The sequence below is a fragment of the Hoylesella pleuritidis genome (genome assembly GCF_963541955.1).
Classification (GTDB): Bacteria; Bacteroidota; Bacteroidia; order Bacteroidales; family Bacteroidaceae; genus Prevotella; species Prevotella pleuritidis.
In genome coordinates this window covers 19,481-40,111 of sequence record NZ_CAUTUT010000003.1, presented here as the reverse complement: position 1 = coordinate 40,111, position 20,631 = coordinate 19,481, and the positions used below count along the sequence as shown (strand labels likewise).

Here is a 20,631-nt window from a genome sequence, read left to right as displayed (position 1 = left end):
CCTATGAATATACAGACAAAGTTTATATGGTGCAAAGACAAGTAGATCACCTTCTTAAGTGCATTGATCTACAAATAGAAGATCTCTTTAGTCATCCTTTTAGGAATTATTGTCCATTTTGAAAGACTCTTTATATATCTTCTTCGGATGCAAACCTACCTTGCATACGAACGATCCCAAGTCTTGTATCAACCGACTATATTATATCACCTTACTATGCTGCGTGAAGACATTCATCACACGCTCATAATACACAGCGTGCAACGACTGCCACATACCTAATAATAGTATAGCCTTTCATTGCTTCTTCAAAGGGAAAGAGGTTATGAACGACCAGCGCTATAGATGCGTAGAAAAAGAAATATACACAAACATTCGTCACAACGAAACTCGGCCCGACGATACTCTTAGTTTATATTATTCTGATGTGGATCATTTTAGAGCATCCCCCACTGCGAACAATAGAGGATACGTGGCGTTGGTACAAGTTATTTCTGCCGTTGGCGAGTATCATTGTTTACAGTCGATGCCACCATCAACGGATACTCAGCTTCTCAACACTACTGACTACCAGCTTCATCTGTGTCAACCTGTTTTAAGCCCGAGATACATTCTAAAACGTTGATGCCGGCATTACAGAGTCCGTGGTTCGCTTCCCACGTCGTTGTTTATATGATACTTATGTCCTCCTTTTGGGTGCTGCCGCGGTGATGTCGGTCTATTTACTATTCGTGAAAAAAGCTACCCCATATCTAACGAGTGTTCCATTACCGACAATCTTGCATATGTGAGCCTGGCTTTTCTTACTTTCAAAACACTGACAGGTGCATTTTGGATAAAAGAAACGTGGGGACATTATTGGAGTTGGGCACCCCAAGGAGACTTGAGAAACCATCGCCTGGCTTGCCTATCTGGTCTATATCCACTACCAACAAACGCACACACACCGGCTGCGAAGCGCATTATGGATTCTGATTACAGTCTTTGCACTGCTTCAAATGTGCTGGAAGAATATCAACTATCTGTCATCTGCACAAGATACCAGTATTCATACGTATAACTTGCAATGACAAAAGAAAAAAGAAATAAGGAAGCGGGACCTCAGAACATTAGCCTTACGAAAGAGAAAACAACCTCATCTAATATTCGTTAAATATCTGACAATCACAAATTGTGATTGAGATTTTTGCTAACTTTGCACTTGTTTAAAGACGAGCGATTAGTATGGATGAAATAAAAGTAGAGAAAAGTAAACGCACAAACCCATTTTTTGAACCTTACGGAACACCGCACGACACAGTGCCTTTCGGTCGAATCCAAGTTAAAGACTATGAAGAAGCCTTTATGGAAGGTATCAAACGCGATGATGAAGCGACCGATAAAATTATCAATGATCCCGCGGAACCAACGTTTGAAAATACGATTGCACGTGTAGATACTGATAAGGGAGAACATTATTACGACCTGTTAGATCGTGTATCAAACGTGTTTTCGTGTATGCTCAGTGCCGAGACCAGCGATGAACTCGATGCATTGGCCCAGAAGATGAGTCCGATTCTCACCAAGCACGCTAATGACGTACGACTGAACAAGCGCCTTTTCGAGCGCGTCAAATACGTTTACGAACACCACCGCGATCTTAATCCAGAGGAACAAATGTTATTGGAAACGAGTTACGATGGTTTTGTTCGCAGCGGAGCTTTACTTGATGATGCCGGCAAAGAGCGTTTACGACAACTCACCGAAGAAGCGGGCATCCTCTCTTTACAGTTTTCTCAAAACCTGTTGAAAGAAAACAAAGCTTTTACGCTACATCTCACTGATGAGCACGATTTAGACGGTCTGCCTGAAACTGCACGCGAAGCAGCTGCTTTAACTGCTCAGGAACAAAATAAAGAAGGCTGGATCGTTACGCTGGATTATCCCAGCTATTTACCGTTTATGACCTATTCTACCCGCCGCGAGTTGCGCGAGCAACTCTATATGGCACGAAACACCGAGTGTATTCACGACAACAGTGAAAACAATTTAGATATCTGCAAACATCTGATCAATCTTCGCCGCGAATTGGCACAACTTCTCGGTTATGAAACTTATGCCGACTATGTACTCAAGCATCGGATGGCAAGCAACATAAAGAATGTTTATCAACTGCTTGACGATCTCATCACAGCTTACAAACCCACTGCCATCGAAGAGCGTGAAGAGCTCATCCGATTGGCTCGTGAGCTCGAAGGCGATGATTTCGAACTGCAAGAATGGGATATGGCCTATTACAGCCACAAGCTAAAACTGCGCAAATATAATCTCGATGCCGAGATGTTGCGCCCCTATTTCGAACTTTCCAACGTCATCAAAGGTGTGTTCGGTCTGGCCAATAAACTCTATGGCATCACATTCAAGGAGACCAAAGATATCCCCGTTTACCATCCCGATGTAAAAGCTTATGAAGTTTTCGATGCTGACGGTGCATTCCTCGCGGTGTTTTATGCAGACTTCCATCCACGGAAAGGTAAACAAGGAGGTGCGTGGATGACCGAGTTTCAAGGACAATGGATTGATCACAAGGGTGTCAATGTACGTCCGCACGTCAGCGTTGTGATGAATCTGACTAAGCCGACAACTGAAAAACCAGCACTGCTAACACTCGGCGAGGTAGAGACTTTTCTGCACGAGTTCGGCCATTCACTACACGGAATGTTTGCAAACACCCGCTTTGAGAGTCTCAGTGGTACCAACGTGTGGTGGGATTTCGTTGAGCTACCCTCGCAGTTTATGGAAAACTTTGCGGTGGAAAAAGACTTTCTGCGTACTTTCGCATTTCATTATCAAACAGGCGAAGCCATCCCCAACGATCTGATCGACCGCATTGTGCAAAGCCGTAACTTTATGACGGCTACGGGATGTTTGCGTCAAGTGAGTTTCGGTTTGCTCGATATGGCTTATTACACACAACGCGACGCTTTCACGGCAGACATTATCCCATTTGAGAAAAAGGCCTGGGAACAAGCAATGATCAGCCCACAGAGGTCGGATACGTGTATGACAGCACAGTTCTCACACATAATGTCAGGCGGATATGCAGCCGGATATTACAGCTATAAGTGGGCAGAAGTATTAGATGCCGACGCTTTCAGTGTGTTTAAAAAGCACGGAATATTCGATCGGGCAACAGCTCAAAGTTTCCGCGACAACATCCTTTCAAGGGGTGGAACCGAACATCCGATGACGCTTTACAAACGTTTCCGAGGCGGAGAACCCACTATCGACGCCCTACTTGAACGTAATGGGATAAAAGTTCAATGATACTTCTAAATAGGAAATAAGCTAAGGACAAAGCGGATGAAATCGAATAAAAAGCAAAGAAACTTAGATCTGCGTTACCTTCGGATGGCAAGAATCTGGGCGGAGAACAGCTATTGCAAACGCCGCCAGGTCGGAGCATTAGTCGTCAAAGACAAAATGATTATCAGCGATGGATTCAACGGCACGCCAAGTGGATTCGAGAATGAGTGCGAAGACGAGACAAATGCCACCAAACCTTACGTTTTACACGCCGAGGCCAATGCCATTACCAAACTCGCCCGCAGCTCGAACAACAGCGATGGAAGCACCCTTTACGTCACGGCTGCGCCCTGTATAGAATGTGCTAAACTGATCATCCAATCCGGAATCAAACGTGTGGTCTATGCCGAAAAATACAGATTAGAAGACGGCCCCAACCTACTGCGACGGGCGGGAATCGAAGTGATATACTTAAATCCTGATGAGGAATGAATCAAAATAAATCAAATCGCTATATGCCTTTGCTGATGGCGCTCTGCGTCGTCATCGGAATCGTGATCGGAACATTCTATGCCAATCACTTCTCGGGCAATCGATTAAATATCATCAGTACCGGAAGCAACCGGCTGAATAATCTCCTTCACATCATCGATGACCAATATGTAGACAATGTCGACATCGATTCGCTGGTAGACAAAGCCATTCCCCAAATTCTGGCTGAGCTCGATCCGCACTCCGTTTATATCAATGCCAAGAACGTGCAGGCGGCTAATGATGATCTGAGAGGCTCGTTTTCAGGCGTCGGAATCGAATTCAATATCCGCCAAGATACCATTCACGTGCAGAACGTTATCAAAAACGGACCGGCCGAAAGGGCCGGGATTCTGGCCGGCGATAAGATTGTAGCCATCGACGGCAAGCCGTTCGTAGGAAAAGTCGTGACCAATGAAGAAGCAATGCACCGTTTGAAAGGACCGAAAGACACCAAAGTGAAAATCGGAATCATTCGCTACGGCCAGTCGAAAGTACTTAATTTCACCGTTACCCGAGGCGAGATTCCGCAGAAAAGCATCTCTGCCGTCTATATGCTCGATGCCACCACAGGCTATATCCGCATCAAAAGTTTCGGCGAGACCACCTATACCGAACTACTCATTGCCCTAGCAACGCTCTCTCAACAAGGTTTCAGCAATCTTGTGATAGACCTGCGCGACAATACCGGCGGCTATTTGCAGTCAGCCGTTCAGATGGCAAACGAGTTTTTGCCCAAGAACAAACTCATCGTCTATACGCAAGGCCGGAAGTCGCCCAGACAAGAATACAAAAGCGACGGACACGGCAGTTACCAGAAAATTCCGCTCGTCGTACTCATCAATGAGGGAGCGGCTTCCGCGTCAGAGATATTTGCCGGTGCAATGCAAGACAACGACCGAGCTACCATTATCGGTCGGCGCTCGTTTGGCAAGGGACTTGTTCAACAGCAGATCGCTTTCTCAGACGGCAGTATGATTCGCCTGACCATCGCCCGTTATTACACGCCATCGGGCCGATGCATACAAAAGCCTTATGTCAACGGCGACAACAAGGATTATGAGCAAGACCTCATCGCACGTTACCAACACGGCGAATTCTTCAATCAAGATAGCATCAAGCACACCGGTCCAGCCTATCACACCAGTATAGGGCGTGTAGTTTACGGCGGCGGCGGCATCACACCCGACATCTTCATACCCGAAGACACGCTCGGAATGACATCTTATTTCAAACAAGCAAGTATAAGCGGTCTCATCCTTCAATTTGCCTTCACTTACACGGATGACAACCGACTCAAGCTCAATGACTTCAAAACGATGATGGCCTTGGCAGACTATCTCGACCGGCAAAACATCGTCGACAAATTCGCCACTTATGCCGACAAGCACGGATTGCAGCGCCGCAACCTGTTGATACAAAAATCTCACAAGCTACTGGAGCGTTATCTCAACAGCCGAATCATTTACAATATGCTCGACGAAAGTGCTTGGCACCAATACATCAACCAAGACGACCCGACCGTGAAAGCCGCTTTGGACGTATTCAAACGTAAAGAGGCCTTTCCCAAACGCCCCGAGCCAAAATCAGACAAACCAAAGAATCGAAAAACGGCCCACGCCGCCCTACCCTACGATTACAGCTCGCTGCATCTGGGTCCTCAATTCATAGTCAATGCTTAAGTCGCAACTCAGACAAGAAATTAAAGACCGTAAGCGCCAATTCAGCCGTGCTCAGCTCGACGAACTGTCGCAAACAATCACGGCACGCCTGTTGGCCCATCCGCGCTTGAGGGCCGCCAACACCGTCCTACTCTATTATTCGCTGCCCGATGAAGTCAACACGCACACTATAATCGACCGACTCGTAGCTGCCGGCAAACAAATTCTGCTGCCCGTCGTTATCGACGACGAGAATCTGGAAGTGCGTCATTATCGCGGTCCGCAAGATCTTCGCGAAGGCAACTTCCACATTTTAGAACCCATCGGTGAACCCTTTACAGCATACCGGCAGATAGATTTGATCATTGTGCCCGGCGTTGGCTTCGATGCTTCGGGCAACCGCTTAGGACGCGGAAAAGGCTATTACGACCGCCTGCTCCGGCAGATGCCCACGGTCTATAAACTCGGAATGTGTTTCGATTTTCAGAAAATCGAAGCAGTCCCCACAGACCAACATGATATTTGTATGGATGAGATTCTGTGAGAATCGGTCCATTCCTTACAATTGTTAAGATATACATTCTTCCGAGAAATGATACGCCCAACCCAAAATCATTTCTCAATATTCGCAGCCCTGAACTGGACAGAAACAACGAGTCCAAGAAAAACGTGCCATCATATTCGATAAAAGATACCATCATTTTCGGTAAAGAGCAGAGCATATTTGCTGAAAAGGTATATTTTTTTGTGAAAAGCTCGGACCTTTTTATTGGAAAGATAATGCCGCTTTCAACAAAAGAACTATACCTACCAATAAAAGGCATTACAGTCTTTGAAGAAAAAGTACGGACTTTTTCAATGAAAAGTACTATCGTTTTAAATGAAAAGTACTATCGACTTAAATGAAATGTCCTGGCATTTTCAAACAGAGAATATTTTGGCAACTTTTTATTGCGTGAAAATCCGTTGCAGACAGGCTATAGAACAGTGTTCGACAACGTCTTCACAGACTCTTTATTTCGTTGCCGTAAGATATTGTTTCAGGAATCTCCCGATCGAAAAATGAGAAAGCTCGAACAGCGGTTTCCCTCCTTCCGTTCAGAATCGAGACTGAAACCGAAGAATCAGATTCTTCCTTGTATGTTCTCTTCTTATTCTCTGACACGAGATTTTCGCACTAAAAGTTTCTTAGTGTCATATCTTTTTTGTAATTTAGCACCGTGTAAAGAATAGGCCGAAACGCTTAGAGCGCAAATAAACGCCTTTCTCGTGAATATTCATTCAAAAACATATAGATAAATAAATGGACGAAAATCAGACAATTGATCAGGACCGAATTATGAAGATCAATATCGAAGAGGAGATGAAGTCTTCTTATATCGACTATTCGATGTCGGTCATTGTTGCCCGGGCTCTTCCTGATGTACGTGACGGATTCAAACCGGTGCACCGACGCATTCTCTACGGAATGCTCGGCATTGGTAATACCAGTGACAAACCGTACAAGAAATGTGCTCGCGTCGTGGGCGAAGTGTTGGGTAAATACCACCCGCACGGCGACTCCTCAGTGTATGGCGCGTTGGTACGTCTGGCTCAGGATTGGAATATGCGTTATACCTTGGTAGATGGTCAGGGTAACTTCGGAAGTGTAGACGGCGATTCGGCCGCTGCAATGCGTTATACGGAATGCCGACTCTCGAAGATGGGCGAGCATATTATGGACGACTTGGAAAAAGATACCGTCGATATGACAAGTAACTTCGACGACTCTTTGCAGGAACCTACCGTAATGCCGACCAAAATTCCGAACCTGCTTGTCAACGGTGGAAACGGAATTGCCGTGGGTATGGCAACTAATATGCCAACGCACAATCTGGGTGAAGTCATCGACGGTTGTTGTGCTTACATCGACAATCCTGAAATCGATACCGATGGATTGATGCAATATATCAAGGCTCCGGATTTTCCTACGGGAGCGTATATCTATGGCTTACAGGGGGTAAAGGATGCTTACGAGACGGGGCGGGGCCGCATCGTCATTCGGGCCAAAGCTGAAATTGAGAGCGATGAGAGTCACGATAAAATCGTTATTACCGAGATTCCTTACGGTGTCAACAAAGCACAACTGATCGAATATATTGCCGATTTGGTGAAAGAGGGTAAGTTAGAGGGTATTTCCAATGCTAACGACGAGTCGGGAAGACAGGGTATGCGCATTGTGATCGATGTGAAGCGCGATGCCAATGCCAACGTCATTTTGAACAAACTGTTTAAGATGACGGCTCTGCAAAGCTCGTTCTCGGTCAACAATATTGCACTGGTGAAAGGTCGCCCGCGTATTCTCTCGTTGAAAGAATGTGTGAAATATTTCGTAGAACATCGCCACGACGTAACTATCCGACGCACGAAATATGAATTGAAGAAAGCACAGGAGCGTGCACACATCCTCGAAGGATTGATCATTGCGTGTGACAATATCGATGAGGTGGTACGTATCATTCGTGCAAGCAAGACTCCTGCCGATGCACAACGCAATCTGGAACAACGCTTTGAATTGGATGAACTGCAATCAAAAGCTATCGTGGATATGCGCCTTTCGCAGCTCACGGGATTACGTATGGATCAGCTACACGCCGAATATGAGGAATTGGAAAAGCAGATTGCTTACCTACAATCGATACTCGACGATCCTGAACTTTGCAAGAAGGTGATGAAGGATGAACTCAATGAGGTGAAAGATAAATATGGCGATGTGCGCCGTACGGAAATCATTCCTGATGAACACGAGTTCAATGCCGAGGATTTTTATCCCAACGATCCTGTCGTGATTACGGTCAGTCATTTGGGCTACATCAAACGTACGCAGCTGAGCGAATTCAGAGAGCAAGCTCGCGGAGGTGTTGGAAGCAAAGGAGCCAATACCCGCGATAAAGATTTCACAGAGTATATCTATCCCGCAACGATGCATCAGACGATGCTGTTCTTCACAAAGAAAGGTCGCTGCTATTGGTTGAAGTGCTACGAGATTCCCGAAGGTGATAAGATCTCAAAGGGTCGTGCCATTCAGAATCTGCTCAACATTGATCCGGATGATGCCGTCAACGCATTTTTACGCCTGAAAGGTCAAGGACTCAATGATCAAACCTTTATAAATAGCCACTACGTTGTTTTTGCAACAAAGAACGGTGTCGTGAAGAAAACCTGTCTCGAAGCTTATTCTCGTCCGCGTACCAACGGTGTGATTGCTATCAATATAACAGACAACGATGAAGTTATCGACGTGCGGCTGACCAATGGGAAGAATGAGATTATTATGGCTAATCGCAATGGGCGAGCCGTTCGTTTCGATGAGAAGACTATCCGAACAATGGGTCGAACTGCCACGGGTGTACGCGGAATGCGGTTAGACGGAGGCGATGATGCTGTCGTGGGAATGATTGTAGTCAATGATGCTGAAAATGAAACCGTGATGGTAGTCAGTGAGGAAGGCTATGGCAAACGCTCTGACGTGGAAGATTACCGCAAGACCAATCGTGGCGGGAAAGGTGTCAAAACATTGAGCATCACCGAAAAGACAGGCCGACTGGTTTCTATCAAGAATGTGACAGACGACAACGATCTGATGATTATCAATAAAAGTGGAATCGTGATTCGCCTCGCTGTGGCCGATGTTCGGGTAATGGGCCGCGCCACCCAAGGTGTGCGACTTATCAATCTCGCCAAGAAAAACGATGTCATCGCCAGCGTTTGCAAAGTAATGAGCTCCGAACTTGAAGCTACCGTCGAAGAAGAAAGTCGTGCTCAGTGGGCACAGAAATCTGAGAGCATCCGCCACGACAATATCGCCGCGACCGAGGTCACAGACACTGATCTTTCAACCGACGACACCGAAACAGAACAGTATAATCAATAACTTTTTAACAATACGTTTATGAAAAAATTAATGATTGCCGCATTGCTGATCTTTGCATCATCTGCGGCGTTTGCAGGCGATAGCGACGCCCTCAAAGCCATCCTTAAAGCCAAGACCTATACCGAGGCCGAAAGCCTATTGAAGTCTAATCTCGCACAGCTCACAACAGCTGCTGAAAAGGCCAAAGCCTACAACAAACTTGTGGATTTGGCTATGGCTAAGGTAAGCAAAGAGCAGGCCGTACTCAATGCTAACCAAATGGCTACACAGTTCAATCAAGGAAAGGTCGAACCCTATGACACCCTTGGTATGTATAGTGCTGTTTACGATGCACTCAAAGCAGGTATTGAATGCGATAAATACGATCAGATGCCGAACGAGAAAGGTGCCGTGAAGCCCAAATTCCATTCTGCCAACCAGGCACGCCTCAACGCAATCCGCGTCCATTTAATCAATGCAGGGCAAGCTGCTGCACAGAAAGAAGATAAGGTCGGAGCATTACGGAATTACGGAATGTATGTCGAAAGTGCCAGCTCGACACTGATGAAAGACCTCGACAAGACTAAGAATCCCGATCAATATCTCGGTGAAGTGGCACGTGTGGCTTCCGTCTTCGCCTATCAAAACAATAAATTCGAACTGGCCGACCAATATGTAGACATTGCTCTGCAAGACACGGCAGTATACAAAGAAGCCCTCAATCTCAAGCTATACATTGCTCAGCAACAGCTCAAGACCAAGGAAGACTCCGTAAAATATGCCGACAAACTGAAAGACATTTATACCAAAGACAAGACCAATGATCAAATCTTTGGACAGCTTGCCAGCCTCTATGCATCCTTGAAAATGCTCGACGCAGCCAACTCGCTTATATCCGACAAGTTATCTGCAGACCCGAAGAATTACACTGCTTGGGCACTGAAAGGCCAAAACGAGATGAACACCTCGAAGTGGGACGATGCGGTGTCCTCTTACAAGAAAGCAATCGAAATCAAAAACGACGAGCCCATCCTCTACACTTATTTAGGCTACTGCATTAACTCCAAAGCCGGTGCCATCAATAATGACATCAAGGCCCAAAAAGCGCTCTACCAAGAGAGCCTTCCCTATTTGGAGAAAGCCAAGCAGCTCGATCCTAATCGCGACAAGGCCAATTGGAGCTATCCTCTCTATCAGTGCTATTATGTGCTTTACGGTGCTAACGATGCTCGTACCAAGGAAATCGAGAGTATGATTAAACAATAATGACACATTTATCGACTGTGTCGATAAAAAACAATTGAGTAGGAAGAAAATGTAATTATTTTCTTCCTACTCTTTTTTTTACTACTTTATTAAATGAACTACATAAGTTCGCCGAGATACTCTTCGGAATGGTTGTCAAAGTCATAACGAAGTTACGACAATCATAGCAACGGAATTGCGTAAATAATGCTACGGAACAGCAATAAATACCACATCCCAGATACCATAAATAGGGACCTCTTATTTACCAATACAAAAGCTTTTAAAGATGTTTTCCAATACTTCATCAGTGGTAATAGCAGATCCGGTGATATCAGCAAGATGGGTAAGAGCCTGACGGAGATCTTCACTGAGAAGATCGCCACTGACCTCGCGATGCAGACCGTTGACGATATGGGTAAGGGCTTCGTGAGCACAAGTGAGCGCTTCGTAATGGCGGGCATTGGTAATGATGACATCGTTCTCGTTGATTTCGGGAATGTCAGCGGCCCGACAGAGTTGCTCTTCTAACTGCGGGATGCCGTCGCCCTGCTTGGCAGAAATATAAATCACGGGGTCTCGGTTCTCTTTCGACAGAAAGGGAAACGCTTTGTGCAAGTCTATTTTATTGAAAACCAGGATGAGTTTCTTACCTGTGGTGCGCTCCCTCATCAGCTTTTCTTCCTCCGCTGTCGGCGGCTCATCGACAAGCCAAAGAATGATAGCGGCTTCATCCAGCTTTTGGTAAGTACGCTCAATGCCCAGTTGTTCGATGCTGTCGACTGTATGACGAATTCCCGCAGTATCAATGAAGCGAAATGTGATGCCGTGAATTTCAGCGGTGTCTTCGATCACGTCACGCGTGGTACCGTGAATATTGCTTACGATTGCACGATCTTCGTGAAGCAAACGATTGAGTAATGTACTCTTGCCAACGTTGGTTTTGCCAACAATAGCCACAGGAATGCCTTGTTTCAACGCATTCCCTGTTTTAAAAGAGTGAATCAGAGACACAATGCGTCGATCAATTGCAAGTGCTAAATCCTGCAACTCATCTCGATCGGCAAAATTAACATCTTGATCGCTGAAATCTAATTCTAACTCGAGCAGCGAAGTCATCTTCAACAATTGCTCACGTAGATGAGCCAGCTCATCGCTGAAATGCCTTTTGAGTTGCCCTATGGCCAGCAGATGCGTAGCACGATTGCCGGCAGCAATGAGATCGGCCACGGCTTCGGCCTGACTCAAATCCATCTTTCCGTTAAGATAAGCACGTTGCGTATATTCTCCCGGCTTTGCCTGTCGACAACCACAGTCGATAAGCAGTTGCAATACTTTTCGCAGGACATATTGGCTGCCGTGACAGCTGATTTCCGTGCTATCTTCGCCAGTATAGGAATGAGGAGCACGGAAAACAGAGACCAATACTTCGTCGACGACATTGCCTGCCGCGTCTACAATCTCACCATAATGAATAGTATTGGCTTTGGCCGTACATAACGATTTCTTACCGGATGTACGAAAAATAATATCGGTCAATGCAACGGCATCAGGCCCTGAGACACGAATCACCCCAATAGCTCCCCCCGTAGATGTTGCAAGCGCACAGATCGTTTGAGAGTCTATCATATCCGCTCTAAAACTCTTTCAATGAGTCCATTGATACTATTCTTATAATTTGTATTTGCCCCTTTAACCAGTCGATTGGCAATCACCATACAACAGGTCATCGCCTTATGCCTCATCAGTCGGGTAAGACCGGCCAACGCCGAACTCTCCATCTCAAAATTGGTGATTCGATAACCATTGTATTCAAAACTCTCTATTTTCTCATTCTGCTGCGGATCTGCAAGCGGAATACGCAGTTCACGTCCTTGCGGACCGAAAAAACCACCACACGCAATGGTCACGCCACGCACCATATCGCTACTTGCAATACGATCGAGAAGCTCCGCATCGGCATCAATCACGTAGGGAACACAGAGTTGCTGATTCCAGTTCATATGTCTGGTAAATGCCTCCTCGAAAGCCAAATCGCACACGTCATTTCGTCCTGCATAAAAATTGAGTAGACCGTCAAAGCCGATACTCTTTTCACTGGCAATAAATGTGCCCACGGGCGTATCGGGTTGTAGCCCACCGCAGGTCCCGATGCGCACAAGCGTCAGTTGTCTCAGCAACTTGCATTCTTCGCGGGTGCGGAAATCGATATTGGCGAGCGCATCTAACTCGTTAACGACGATATCAATGTTATCACATCCGATGCCCGTGCTCAGGACAGTGATACGTTTACCACGATACGCTCCTGTGATTGTCGTAAATTCACGATTGCTCACTTCGCACTCCTTTTTATCAAAGTGTGAGGCAACGAGTGCTACTCGCCCAGGATCTCCGACAAGAATCACTCGATCTGCCAACTGTTCAGGTTTGAGATGCAGATGGAAAATACTTCCGTCTTGGTTGATGATCAATTCTGATTCAGCAAAATACTTCTTCATAATTATTGAGTTATTGAGTGAACAAGTGGACGAATGAATGTATAAAATAACAAGACTCAAACATCAACGTTTATCGGCCAAAGCTCGATTTTCGGTGTTGCGTACTTCCTTTTCTAAGCGTATTATTTCCATTCTCAGCTGTTCCACACGCTGTTCACGACTTAGAATATCTTCGCGCATTCCACGACGTACCCCATCTGAAGCCGTATGAAACTCTGCCCGCAGCTGTCCTAACATTTGCTCACAGTCGGCCAACGACTTGCGTTGCGACGCTAACCGCACATACAATTCACGCGCCGATGCAGACCGAAAATCCATCAGACGATGATACGTTATTTCATCGTTCACCACGAATGTAAACTCCTCTTGCATCTGTTTGCGAGCAGTCCGCTTCATCATTCGCCGCAACCGATCCATAGCCTGTTCCCGATTACCGAATTGCCACGTATCTTCGATACACGCGAGTCGGGCATAGCGTTCCAACGATGTACCTGTAATGCCAGTACTGTTCAAACTCACACGTGGCGAAACGGGCACGAAAGTGTAAATACACACCTTATCCTCGGGTTGCCCTCGATCACTGACAAGCCAGCCTAACGTGTCTAGATCATCAATCGCCAGCAGATAGTCATTAGCTGTGGAATTGAATGGAAGACCGTAATTCTCTGGCTTATAAAACTGATTCGACTCACTATCAAAAAGTGTTGTAAAAATGTCATATCCTCCGATGCTGTTCGGCCCTTTTGCTGCAAAATAAAGTGTGATGCCATCGGCCATCATAAACGGATAATCGGGCTCAGCGAACTCAGCATCTATTCCTTCAATGACTTGTGGTAAAGCCCATTTCTCTCCTACTCTATCCATTGTCATCAGCCTTCCGCCGTCAGCATAATAGCAACGGCTATGGAATTCGTTTTGAAACACAACTCCATCTTGCGACCGATCTGTATTGAAGAATTCGTCATATGTCGTCAGCGAGCCTGACTCGGAATTAAGCGGTACGTGACGTAGAAACTTAGCTTTGTCCGTCACTACACTATCGATAAACATTACCCGCGCTGTGGCCGGCAACATACTCCGATATAGTTTCTGTGCAGGTGCCTCTTCTGCTATAGCTGTTGTCTTCTGCTTTTTTGTCGCTCGCCCCTTGACTTTTTGCGCAGATGTTGTGGTACACAGCACCGTGAGCAAAGTTATAATCAGTATATTCCGATTCTTCATTCGTGATTTGATTTAACAATCCTTCATTGCTCTTTCAATGAGCAGCAGTTAACTGCTGATTCATACTTGCAGCTGCACGGCGACCGTCACCCATTGCAAGAATAACAGTAGCACCGCCACGCACTATGTCACCACCGGCATAAATCTCGGGACGACTCGATTGCATTCCTTCGTTAACTACAATGGTATTTTTTCGGCCAAGCTCCAGACCCGAGATCGATTTAGGAACAAGTGGATTGGGCGATACACCAACAGCCACAATTACCTGGTCTACGTCCAATGTACGAATTTCTCCAGGAATTGGTTCTGGACTGCGACGTCCACTAACATCAGGTTCTCCTAACTTCATCACCTGTAAAATAGCAGCTTTAACGGCTCCATTTTCATCGGCGATATATTCGATTGGATTGTGAAGCGTGAGAAACTCGATTCCTTCTTCCTTAGCGTGCTTCACCTCTTCGAGTCGGGCTGGCATTTCTGTTTCCGAGCGACGATAGACCAAAGTGACTTCGGCTCCGAGACGCTTAGCTGTTCGGCAAGAATCCATCGCCGTATTTCCACCTCCTACCACCATTACGTGACGACCAAGATTGATCGGAGTATCAGTCGTGGGATTAGCTGCATCCATCAGGTTGACACGTGTAAGATATTCGTTAGATGACATTATATTAATAGAGTTTTCTCCGGGAATATCCATAAAATTAGGCAGACCTGCACCCGACGCAACAAAGATACCCTTGAATCCTTTTTGTTCGAGTTCTTCTACAGTAATCGTTTTTCCAATAATGGTATCGGTCTGGAAATGTACACCCATTTTCTTCAAATTGTCAATTTCAACATCGACAATGGCATTGGGCAGACGAAATTCGGGAATACCATATTTCAATACACCTCCAATTTCGTGCAAGGCCTCGAAAACATAAACATCGTATCCGCGTTTAGCCATATCGCCAGCGAAACTCAGTCCGGCAGGTCCCGAACCCACTACAGCAACTTTAATGCTATTAGCAGGAGCCATCTCGGGTAGAGAGATATTGCCACTCTCACGCTCATAGTCGGCTGCAAAGCGCTCAAGATAACCGATGGCAACGGCGGATTCTTTCATTTTCAAATGAATACAACGACTTTCGCATTGTTTTTCTTGCGGACAGACACGGCCACAGACAGCTGGAAGTGCTGAGGTGTTTTTCAACACTTTGGCTGCAGCCAGAAATTGTCCACGCTCAATGTTTTTGATAAACGAGGGAATGTTGATATTGACCGGGCATCCTTCTACACAGGTCGGTTTGGCACAATCGAGGCAACGCTTAGCCTCAGTGAGTGCCATTTCCTTGGTAAGCCCTTTATTGACCTCTTCAGTACGAGTTGTTGCACGGTAAACCGGGTCGAGTTCCGGCATCTGCACCCGCTCTATCTTTGTGCGATCCTTGGGTTTCATTGCGGTTCGCAAATCTTTACGCCATTGCGCATCGCGGTCGATTAATACTTCGATCGGATCATCTGTCGGTGCAACATCCATTACAATATCGGTTGTGTACTTAGTAATAATCGGTTCAACCGTATCAAGATGTTCCTGAAAATGTTCAAGATCCTCGCGTTCCACCTTCTTAAAGGTACCCATCCGTTTAAACATTTCATCCCAATCAACCAATGCACCGTCAAACTCGGGGCCGTCTATACAAACGAACTTGGTTTTTCCCCCTATTGTCAATCGGCAAGCACCACACATTCCTGTACCGTCCACCATAATCGTATTGAGTGACACATCGGTTGGAATATTATATTTCTGTGTGAGCAAACAGCAGAACTTCATCATAATGGGTGGGCCGATGGCAAAGACCCTATCTACGTGCTCCTGATTAATCAGTCGTTCAATGCCCAGCGTTACGACGCCCTTATCGCCATAGCTGCCGTCATCGGTCATAATGATGGTCTCATCCGAACTCTTACGCACTTCCTCTTCAAGGATGATCAGATCCTTGCTGCGGCCTGCTAACACTGACAGAACTCGATTACCGGCAGCTTTCAAAGCTCTAATAATCGGCAACATCGGTGCAACACCTACGCCACCGCCGGCACAGACCACTGTACCAAAGTTCTCTATGTGTGTAGGATTACCCAATGGTCCCACCACATCAGTCACATAATCGCCCTCATTCAGATTACAAAGTTTCTGAGATGAAAGCCCTACTTTTTGTACAACCAGTGTGATTGTCCCACGTTCGATATCGGCATCAGCAATGGTCAGCGGCATCCGTTCGCCTTTCTTCCCTACTCGCACGATGACGAAGTTGCCGGCCTTACGACTCTTGGCAATAAGCGGAGCCTCAATTTCAAAAAGGAAAACCTTTTCGGAAAATTGCTCTTTGTGTACAATTCTATTATTCATAATGTTTCCAATTTAAGATCGACAATGGATAAGTTTCTTAGAAGTTTTTATCGTCCAGTATTTCAAATCCGCAATACGGAACAAGAGCTTTCGGAACACGAATACCTTCGGGTGTTTGATTGTTTTCGATGATTGTAGCCACAATACGCGGCAGGGCCAAGGCCGAACCATTCAGTGTGTGACAGAGTTCAATCTTTCCATCTTCTGTATGGCGATAGCGACATTTCAGGCGATTAGCCTGATAACTTTCAAAGTTAGAAACAGACGACACTTCAAGCCATCTCTTCTGTGCAGCACTCCAAACCTCAAAGTCGTAACAAATGGCTGCTGTGAAACTAATATCACCACCACACAGAAGCAGAATATGATAAGGCAATTCCAGTTTCTGACACAAACCTTCTACGTGGTTTAACATTTCCTTTAATGAATCGTACGAGTGCTCAGGCTTATCGATACGTACCAGCTCAACCTTATCGAACTGATGCAAACGATTCAATCCGCGTACATCCTTACCATACGAACCGGCTTCACGACGGAAACAAGCCGAATAAGCACAGCGTTTAATGGGAAGATCTTTCTCGTCGAGAATCTCATCGCGGAAGATGTTTGTTACAGGCACCTCAGCCGTTGGAATCAAATAAAGGTCGTCCATTTCTGCGTGATACATTTGTCCCTCTTTATCAGGCAACTGTCCCGTTCCATAACCCGACGCCTGATTTACAACGAACGGTGGTTGAATCTCTAAGTAGCCCGACTTGCGAGCTTCATCTAAAAAGAATGCCTCGAGTGCACGTTGCAGGCGTGCCATCTTGCCAATATATATAGGAAAACCGGCACCCGTAATCTTAACACCGAGATCGAAATCAATCAAGTTATACTTCTTACACAGATCCCAGTGACACAATGCGTCTTCGGGAAGCTGAGGAATTACGCCCCCCTCTTTCACCACGACATTGCTCGATGCATCTCGCCCCTCAGGCACATCTTCATTTGGAATATTCGGAATCGTGCACAACAACGCCGTCAACTCCCGTTCTGTCGTCTCCATTTCGTCCTGTAAATCCTTACCGGTCTGTTTCAATACCGCCACTTTCGCCTTAATCTCATCCGCCGCAGCCTGCTGCCCCTCTTTCAGTAAACCACCGATTTGTTTAGAAAGCAGATTAGCTTCTTGTTTGGTTTTATCAAAATTCTGCTGGGCCTCACGCCGACGCTTGTCAATGTTCAGAACATTTTCGACTGCCTCGCGGGCACCTTCGAAATGTTTCTTTTCTAAACCTCTGATTACGCGTTCAGTTTCCTCACTGATGAGTTTAAGTGTAAGCATATTACTTATATTTATATTGAAGTTTTTATTTGCGGGCAAAAATACGAATAATATCTGTAAAATATCTTCTCAACTATTGAAATTCTTGGTTTTCTTTTAACTTCCCGTTAATTTTTCCCTCGCGTTTCTCTATTCTTTATATTTATGACCGCTTTAGCAAAAAGTTTTATCTGTTCCCAATAACTCAGGTTCCCCGTCGGACTGACTGTTATTCCCATTCAATCGTCGAAGGTGGTTTGGAGGATATATCATAGCAAACACGGTTTACGCCTTTGATTTTATTGATGATTTCGTTAGACACTTTGGCCATAAAGTCATAAGGAAGGTGCGCCCAATCAGCTGTCATCGCATCTGTACTGGTCACAGCACGCAGAGCTACAGGATGCTCATAAGTACGCTCATCACCCATCACACCAACACTGCGAATAGTGGAAAGCAAGATAGTCCCAGCCTGCCAAACCTTATCATAAAGACATTCGCCGTCTTCACAAATATAATCGTGCATTGCCTCAATATAAATATCATCGGCATCTTGCAATATGTGTACTTTCTCACGCGTGATATCGCCAAGAATGCGAACGGCTAAACCTGGACCGGGAAAGGGATGGCGCTTGATCAAACGTTCAGGCATCTGCAATTCACGTCCTACACGACGCACTTCATCTTTGAATAGCCATTGCAATGGCTCGCAGAGTTTCAGCTTCATTTCCTTGGGTAGTCCTCCAACATTATGATGGCTTTTGATGGTCATACCGGTAATACTCAAACTCTCGATTCGGTCGGGATAAATAGTACCTTGCGCTAACCATTTGGCATCTGTTATCTTTTTGGCTTCGGCATTGAATACTTCTACGAAATCGCGCCCGATGATCTTACGCTTTTCTTCGGGGTCGGACACACCTGCAAGATCAGTGAAAAACTTATCAGAGGCATCTACACCGACAACATTCAGTCCCAACCCCTTATACGCATTCATCACTTTGGTAAATTCATTCTTGCGTAACATACCATGATCTACGAAGATACAAGTGAGATTTTTACCGATAGCACGATTCAGAAGTGTGGCACACACACTGGAATCGACGCCACCACTGAGTCCTAAAATGACACGTTCATCGCCCAACTGTTGCTTCAACTCCTGTACGGTAGTCTCTACAAACGAGGCTGCGCTCCATTGTTGTTTACTTCCACAGATGTCGATGACAAAGTTATGTAGCAAATCTTTACCTTGCAACGTATGAAAAACTTCGGGATGGAACTGCACAGCCCACACAGGATTGGTCGTACTGGCATAAGCTGCGAATTTAACATCGGTTGTCGAAGCAATAACACGACAATCTTCTGGAATAGCCGTAATTGTATCACCGTGACTCATCCATACCTGTGAATGCTGCTCAAAACCCTTGAAGAGAGGATTTTTTACATCGACAGTCATCAGATTTGCCCGTCCATATTCGCGTGTTCCGGTCTGTTCTACCTTACCTCCGTTAGCAAAAGAAAATAATTGTGCGCCATAGCAGATACCTAATACAGGATACTTCCCGACGAAATCTGTCAGTTCTGCTTTGAAAGCTGCGCTGTCATGAACGGAATACGGCGAACCGCTCAAAATGACTCCGATAATCGAAGGATCATCTTTTGGGAACTTATTGTAAGGTAAAATCTCGCAGAAAGTGTCCAGTTCGCGCACCCGGCGACCGATGAGTTGCGTAGTCTGCGAACCGAAATCAAGAATGATGATCTTCTGTTGCATAGATAATAATGTATGATTAAATGATATTTTCCTCGCTGGGCAAGGAGTAATTTACTGTCTGCAAAATTACTTCTTTTTTCCGTAAACGGGGCATAAGTTATCAGATAGTTTTCAGGAAATCGTCGGCCTCTGTGAGAGTAACCGTTTTTCCCACATCCATTAACCGTAGATCGGATTGCAAATAACCGTAGATCGGCGCCCGATTAACGGCATAGAGGTAAAAGTCTATTATACTGAATTTTACGGGCCAGCGGTCCATCATTCTGGACAAGACCGGCGAAAATGTATGAATTCCTGCAAAAGCAAACTTCCGGCAACGCGAGACATCAAGTTCGGTATAAGGCGATCTCACTTCGCCAGTCTCTACATTGGTCCATCCCACGAGCCGCATTTTATCATCAAACAGCAAATAACGTTTGGTTTTCCGCTTGCTGACAAGAAGCGTAGCGGCATTTTCAGCACTTTGACGATAAAACTTCGGCAAATCAACATTGCTTAAAATATCGACATTGTGAATGAGAATCGGTTCATCAGCTCTGAACAATGAGACAGCCTTTCGCAGTCCCCCTCCCGTGTCTAATAATTCATCAGATTCATCGGAGATGCGAATGTCCAAGCCGAAGTTATCATTTTCAGCCAAATAGCGGATAATCTGATCCGAAAAGTGATGCACGTTAACGACTATCCTGTCTGCTCCTGCCCTACTCAGTTCCGTGATAATACGCTTTAACAACGATTCTCCCCCTACCTCAACGAGCGCCTTAGGCTTGTGGTCAGTTATAGGTTTGAGGCGCGTCCCCAAACCGGCTGCAAAGATCATTGCCTGCAT

13 protein-coding genes and 1 pseudogene are annotated in these 20,631 nt (G+C 45.7%); 7 read left to right on the top strand and 7 right to left on the bottom strand.

Translation table 11 applies throughout. The annotated features are described in order from the left end of the window. Positions 1-374: 374 nt before the first annotated feature. The 7 genes and pseudogenes from ccsA to RWY97_RS01640 all read left to right on the top strand — a co-directional run. A pseudogene (ccsA, locus tag RWY97_RS01670) lies at positions 375-1,070 on the top strand (cytochrome c biogenesis protein CcsA); the annotation flags it as partial. Positions 1,071-1,224: 154 nt separating this feature from the next. After that, positions 1,225-3,306: a M3 family metallopeptidase gene (locus RWY97_RS01665; RefSeq protein WP_315565152.1), complete on the top strand. Its 2,082-nt coding sequence runs from the start codon at positions 1,225-1,227 to the stop codon at positions 3,304-3,306. A gap of 36 nt (positions 3,307-3,342) precedes the next feature. Next, positions 3,343-3,777, top strand: coding sequence for a dCMP deaminase family protein (locus RWY97_RS01660; protein WP_021583653.1), 435 nt, complete (start codon positions 3,343-3,345; stop codon positions 3,775-3,777). Beyond that, positions 3,774-5,498 (top strand): S41 family peptidase, encoded by a 1,725-nt coding sequence (locus RWY97_RS01655; RefSeq protein ID WP_315565149.1) that lies wholly within the window; start codon positions 3,774-3,776, stop codon positions 5,496-5,498. Before RWY97_RS01660 ends, RWY97_RS01655 begins: the two co-directional genes overlap by 4 nt. Further along, positions 5,491-6,021, top strand: a complete 531-nt coding sequence (locus RWY97_RS01650; RefSeq protein ID WP_315565148.1) for a 5-formyltetrahydrofolate cyclo-ligase — start codon at positions 5,491-5,493, stop codon at positions 6,019-6,021. Before RWY97_RS01655 ends, RWY97_RS01650 begins: the two co-directional genes overlap by 8 nt. 759 nt (positions 6,022-6,780) lie before the next feature. Continuing rightward, complete coding sequence (gyrA, locus tag RWY97_RS01645; protein ID WP_024991205.1) at positions 6,781-9,390, top strand: DNA gyrase subunit A; 2,610 nt, start codon at positions 6,781-6,783, stop codon at positions 9,388-9,390. Positions 9,391-9,408: 18 nt separating this feature from the next. Then, complete coding sequence (locus RWY97_RS01640) at positions 9,409-10,635, top strand: tetratricopeptide repeat protein (RefSeq protein ID WP_315565145.1); 1,227 nt, start codon at positions 9,409-9,411, stop codon at positions 10,633-10,635. A 240-nt stretch (positions 10,636-10,875) separates the two neighbouring features. On the opposite strand, the gene mnmE is transcribed toward RWY97_RS01640, so the two are convergent. The 7 genes from mnmE to RWY97_RS01605 all read right to left on the bottom strand — a co-directional run bounded on the left by mnmE (position 10,876) and on the right by RWY97_RS01605 (position 20,631). Then, on the bottom strand, positions 10,876-12,243 hold the full coding sequence (mnmE, locus tag RWY97_RS01635; RefSeq protein WP_315565143.1) for a tRNA uridine-5-carboxymethylaminomethyl(34) synthesis GTPase MnmE: 1,368 nt from the start codon (positions 12,241-12,243) through the stop codon (positions 10,876-10,878). Then, positions 12,240-13,112: a nucleoside phosphorylase gene (locus RWY97_RS01630; protein WP_315565142.1), complete on the bottom strand. Its 873-nt coding sequence runs from the start codon at positions 13,110-13,112 to the stop codon at positions 12,240-12,242. Before RWY97_RS01630 ends, mnmE begins: the two co-directional genes overlap by 4 nt. A gap of 63 nt (positions 13,113-13,175) precedes the next feature. Next, entirely contained in the window at positions 13,176-14,333 is a 1,158-nt protein-coding gene (locus RWY97_RS01625; RefSeq protein ID WP_315565140.1) for a hypothetical protein, read from the bottom strand. Between the two features lie 34 nt (positions 14,334-14,367). After that, complete coding sequence (locus RWY97_RS01620; RefSeq protein WP_315565138.1) at positions 14,368-16,722, bottom strand: bifunctional dihydroorotate dehydrogenase B NAD binding subunit/NADPH-dependent glutamate synthase; 2,355 nt, start codon at positions 16,720-16,722, stop codon at positions 14,368-14,370. A 37-nt stretch (positions 16,723-16,759) separates the two neighbouring features. After that, positions 16,760-18,049: a serine--tRNA ligase gene (gene serS, locus RWY97_RS01615; RefSeq protein WP_315565136.1), complete on the bottom strand. Its 1,290-nt coding sequence runs from the start codon at positions 18,047-18,049 to the stop codon at positions 16,760-16,762. 208 nt (positions 18,050-18,257) lie between these two features. Beyond that, positions 18,258-19,802: a glutamine-hydrolyzing GMP synthase gene (guaA, locus tag RWY97_RS01610; protein WP_315565134.1), complete on the bottom strand. Its 1,545-nt coding sequence runs from the start codon at positions 19,800-19,802 to the stop codon at positions 18,258-18,260. Between the two features lie 100 nt (positions 19,803-19,902). Then, complete coding sequence (locus tag RWY97_RS01605; RefSeq protein ID WP_021583733.1) at positions 19,903-20,631, bottom strand: sugar phosphate nucleotidyltransferase; 729 nt, start codon at positions 20,629-20,631, stop codon at positions 19,903-19,905.

Bases quoted from the DNA above. Each gene is read 5' to 3' on its own strand.
- mnmE (WP_315565143.1), bottom strand. From the start codon at position 12,243: ATGATAGACTCTCAAACGATCTGTGCGCTTGCAACATCTACGGGGGGA.
- RWY97_RS01655 (WP_315565149.1), top strand. From the start codon at position 3,774: ATGAATCAAAATAAATCAAATCGCTATATGCCTTTGCTGATGGCGCTC.
- guaA (WP_315565134.1), bottom strand. From the start codon at position 19,802: ATGCAACAGAAGATCATCATTCTTGATTTCGGTTCGCAGACTACGCAA.
- RWY97_RS01625 (WP_315565140.1), bottom strand. From the start codon at position 14,333: ATGAAGAATCGGAATATACTGATTATAACTTTGCTCACGGTGCTGTGT.
- RWY97_RS01660 (WP_021583653.1), top strand. From the start codon at position 3,343: ATGAAATCGAATAAAAAGCAAAGAAACTTAGATCTGCGTTACCTTCGG.
- RWY97_RS01650 (WP_315565148.1), top strand. From the start codon at position 5,491: ATGCTTAAGTCGCAACTCAGACAAGAAATTAAAGACCGTAAGCGCCAA.
- RWY97_RS01630 (WP_315565142.1), bottom strand. From the start codon at position 13,112: ATGAAGAAGTATTTTGCTGAATCAGAATTGATCATCAACCAAGACGGA.
- gyrA (WP_024991205.1), top strand. From the start codon at position 6,781: ATGGACGAAAATCAGACAATTGATCAGGACCGAATTATGAAGATCAAT.
- RWY97_RS01665 (WP_315565152.1), top strand. From the start codon at position 1,225: ATGGATGAAATAAAAGTAGAGAAAAGTAAACGCACAAACCCATTTTTT.
- serS (WP_315565136.1), bottom strand. From the start codon at position 18,049: ATGCTTACACTTAAACTCATCAGTGAGGAAACTGAACGCGTAATCAGA.
- RWY97_RS01640 (WP_315565145.1), top strand. From the start codon at position 9,409: ATGAAAAAATTAATGATTGCCGCATTGCTGATCTTTGCATCATCTGCG.
- RWY97_RS01620 (WP_315565138.1), bottom strand. From the start codon at position 16,722: ATGAATAATAGAATTGTACACAAAGAGCAATTTTCCGAAAAGGTTTTC.
- RWY97_RS01605 (WP_021583733.1), bottom strand. From the start codon at position 20,631: ATGCAGGCAATGATCTTTGCAGCCGGTTTGGGGACGCGCCTCAAACCT.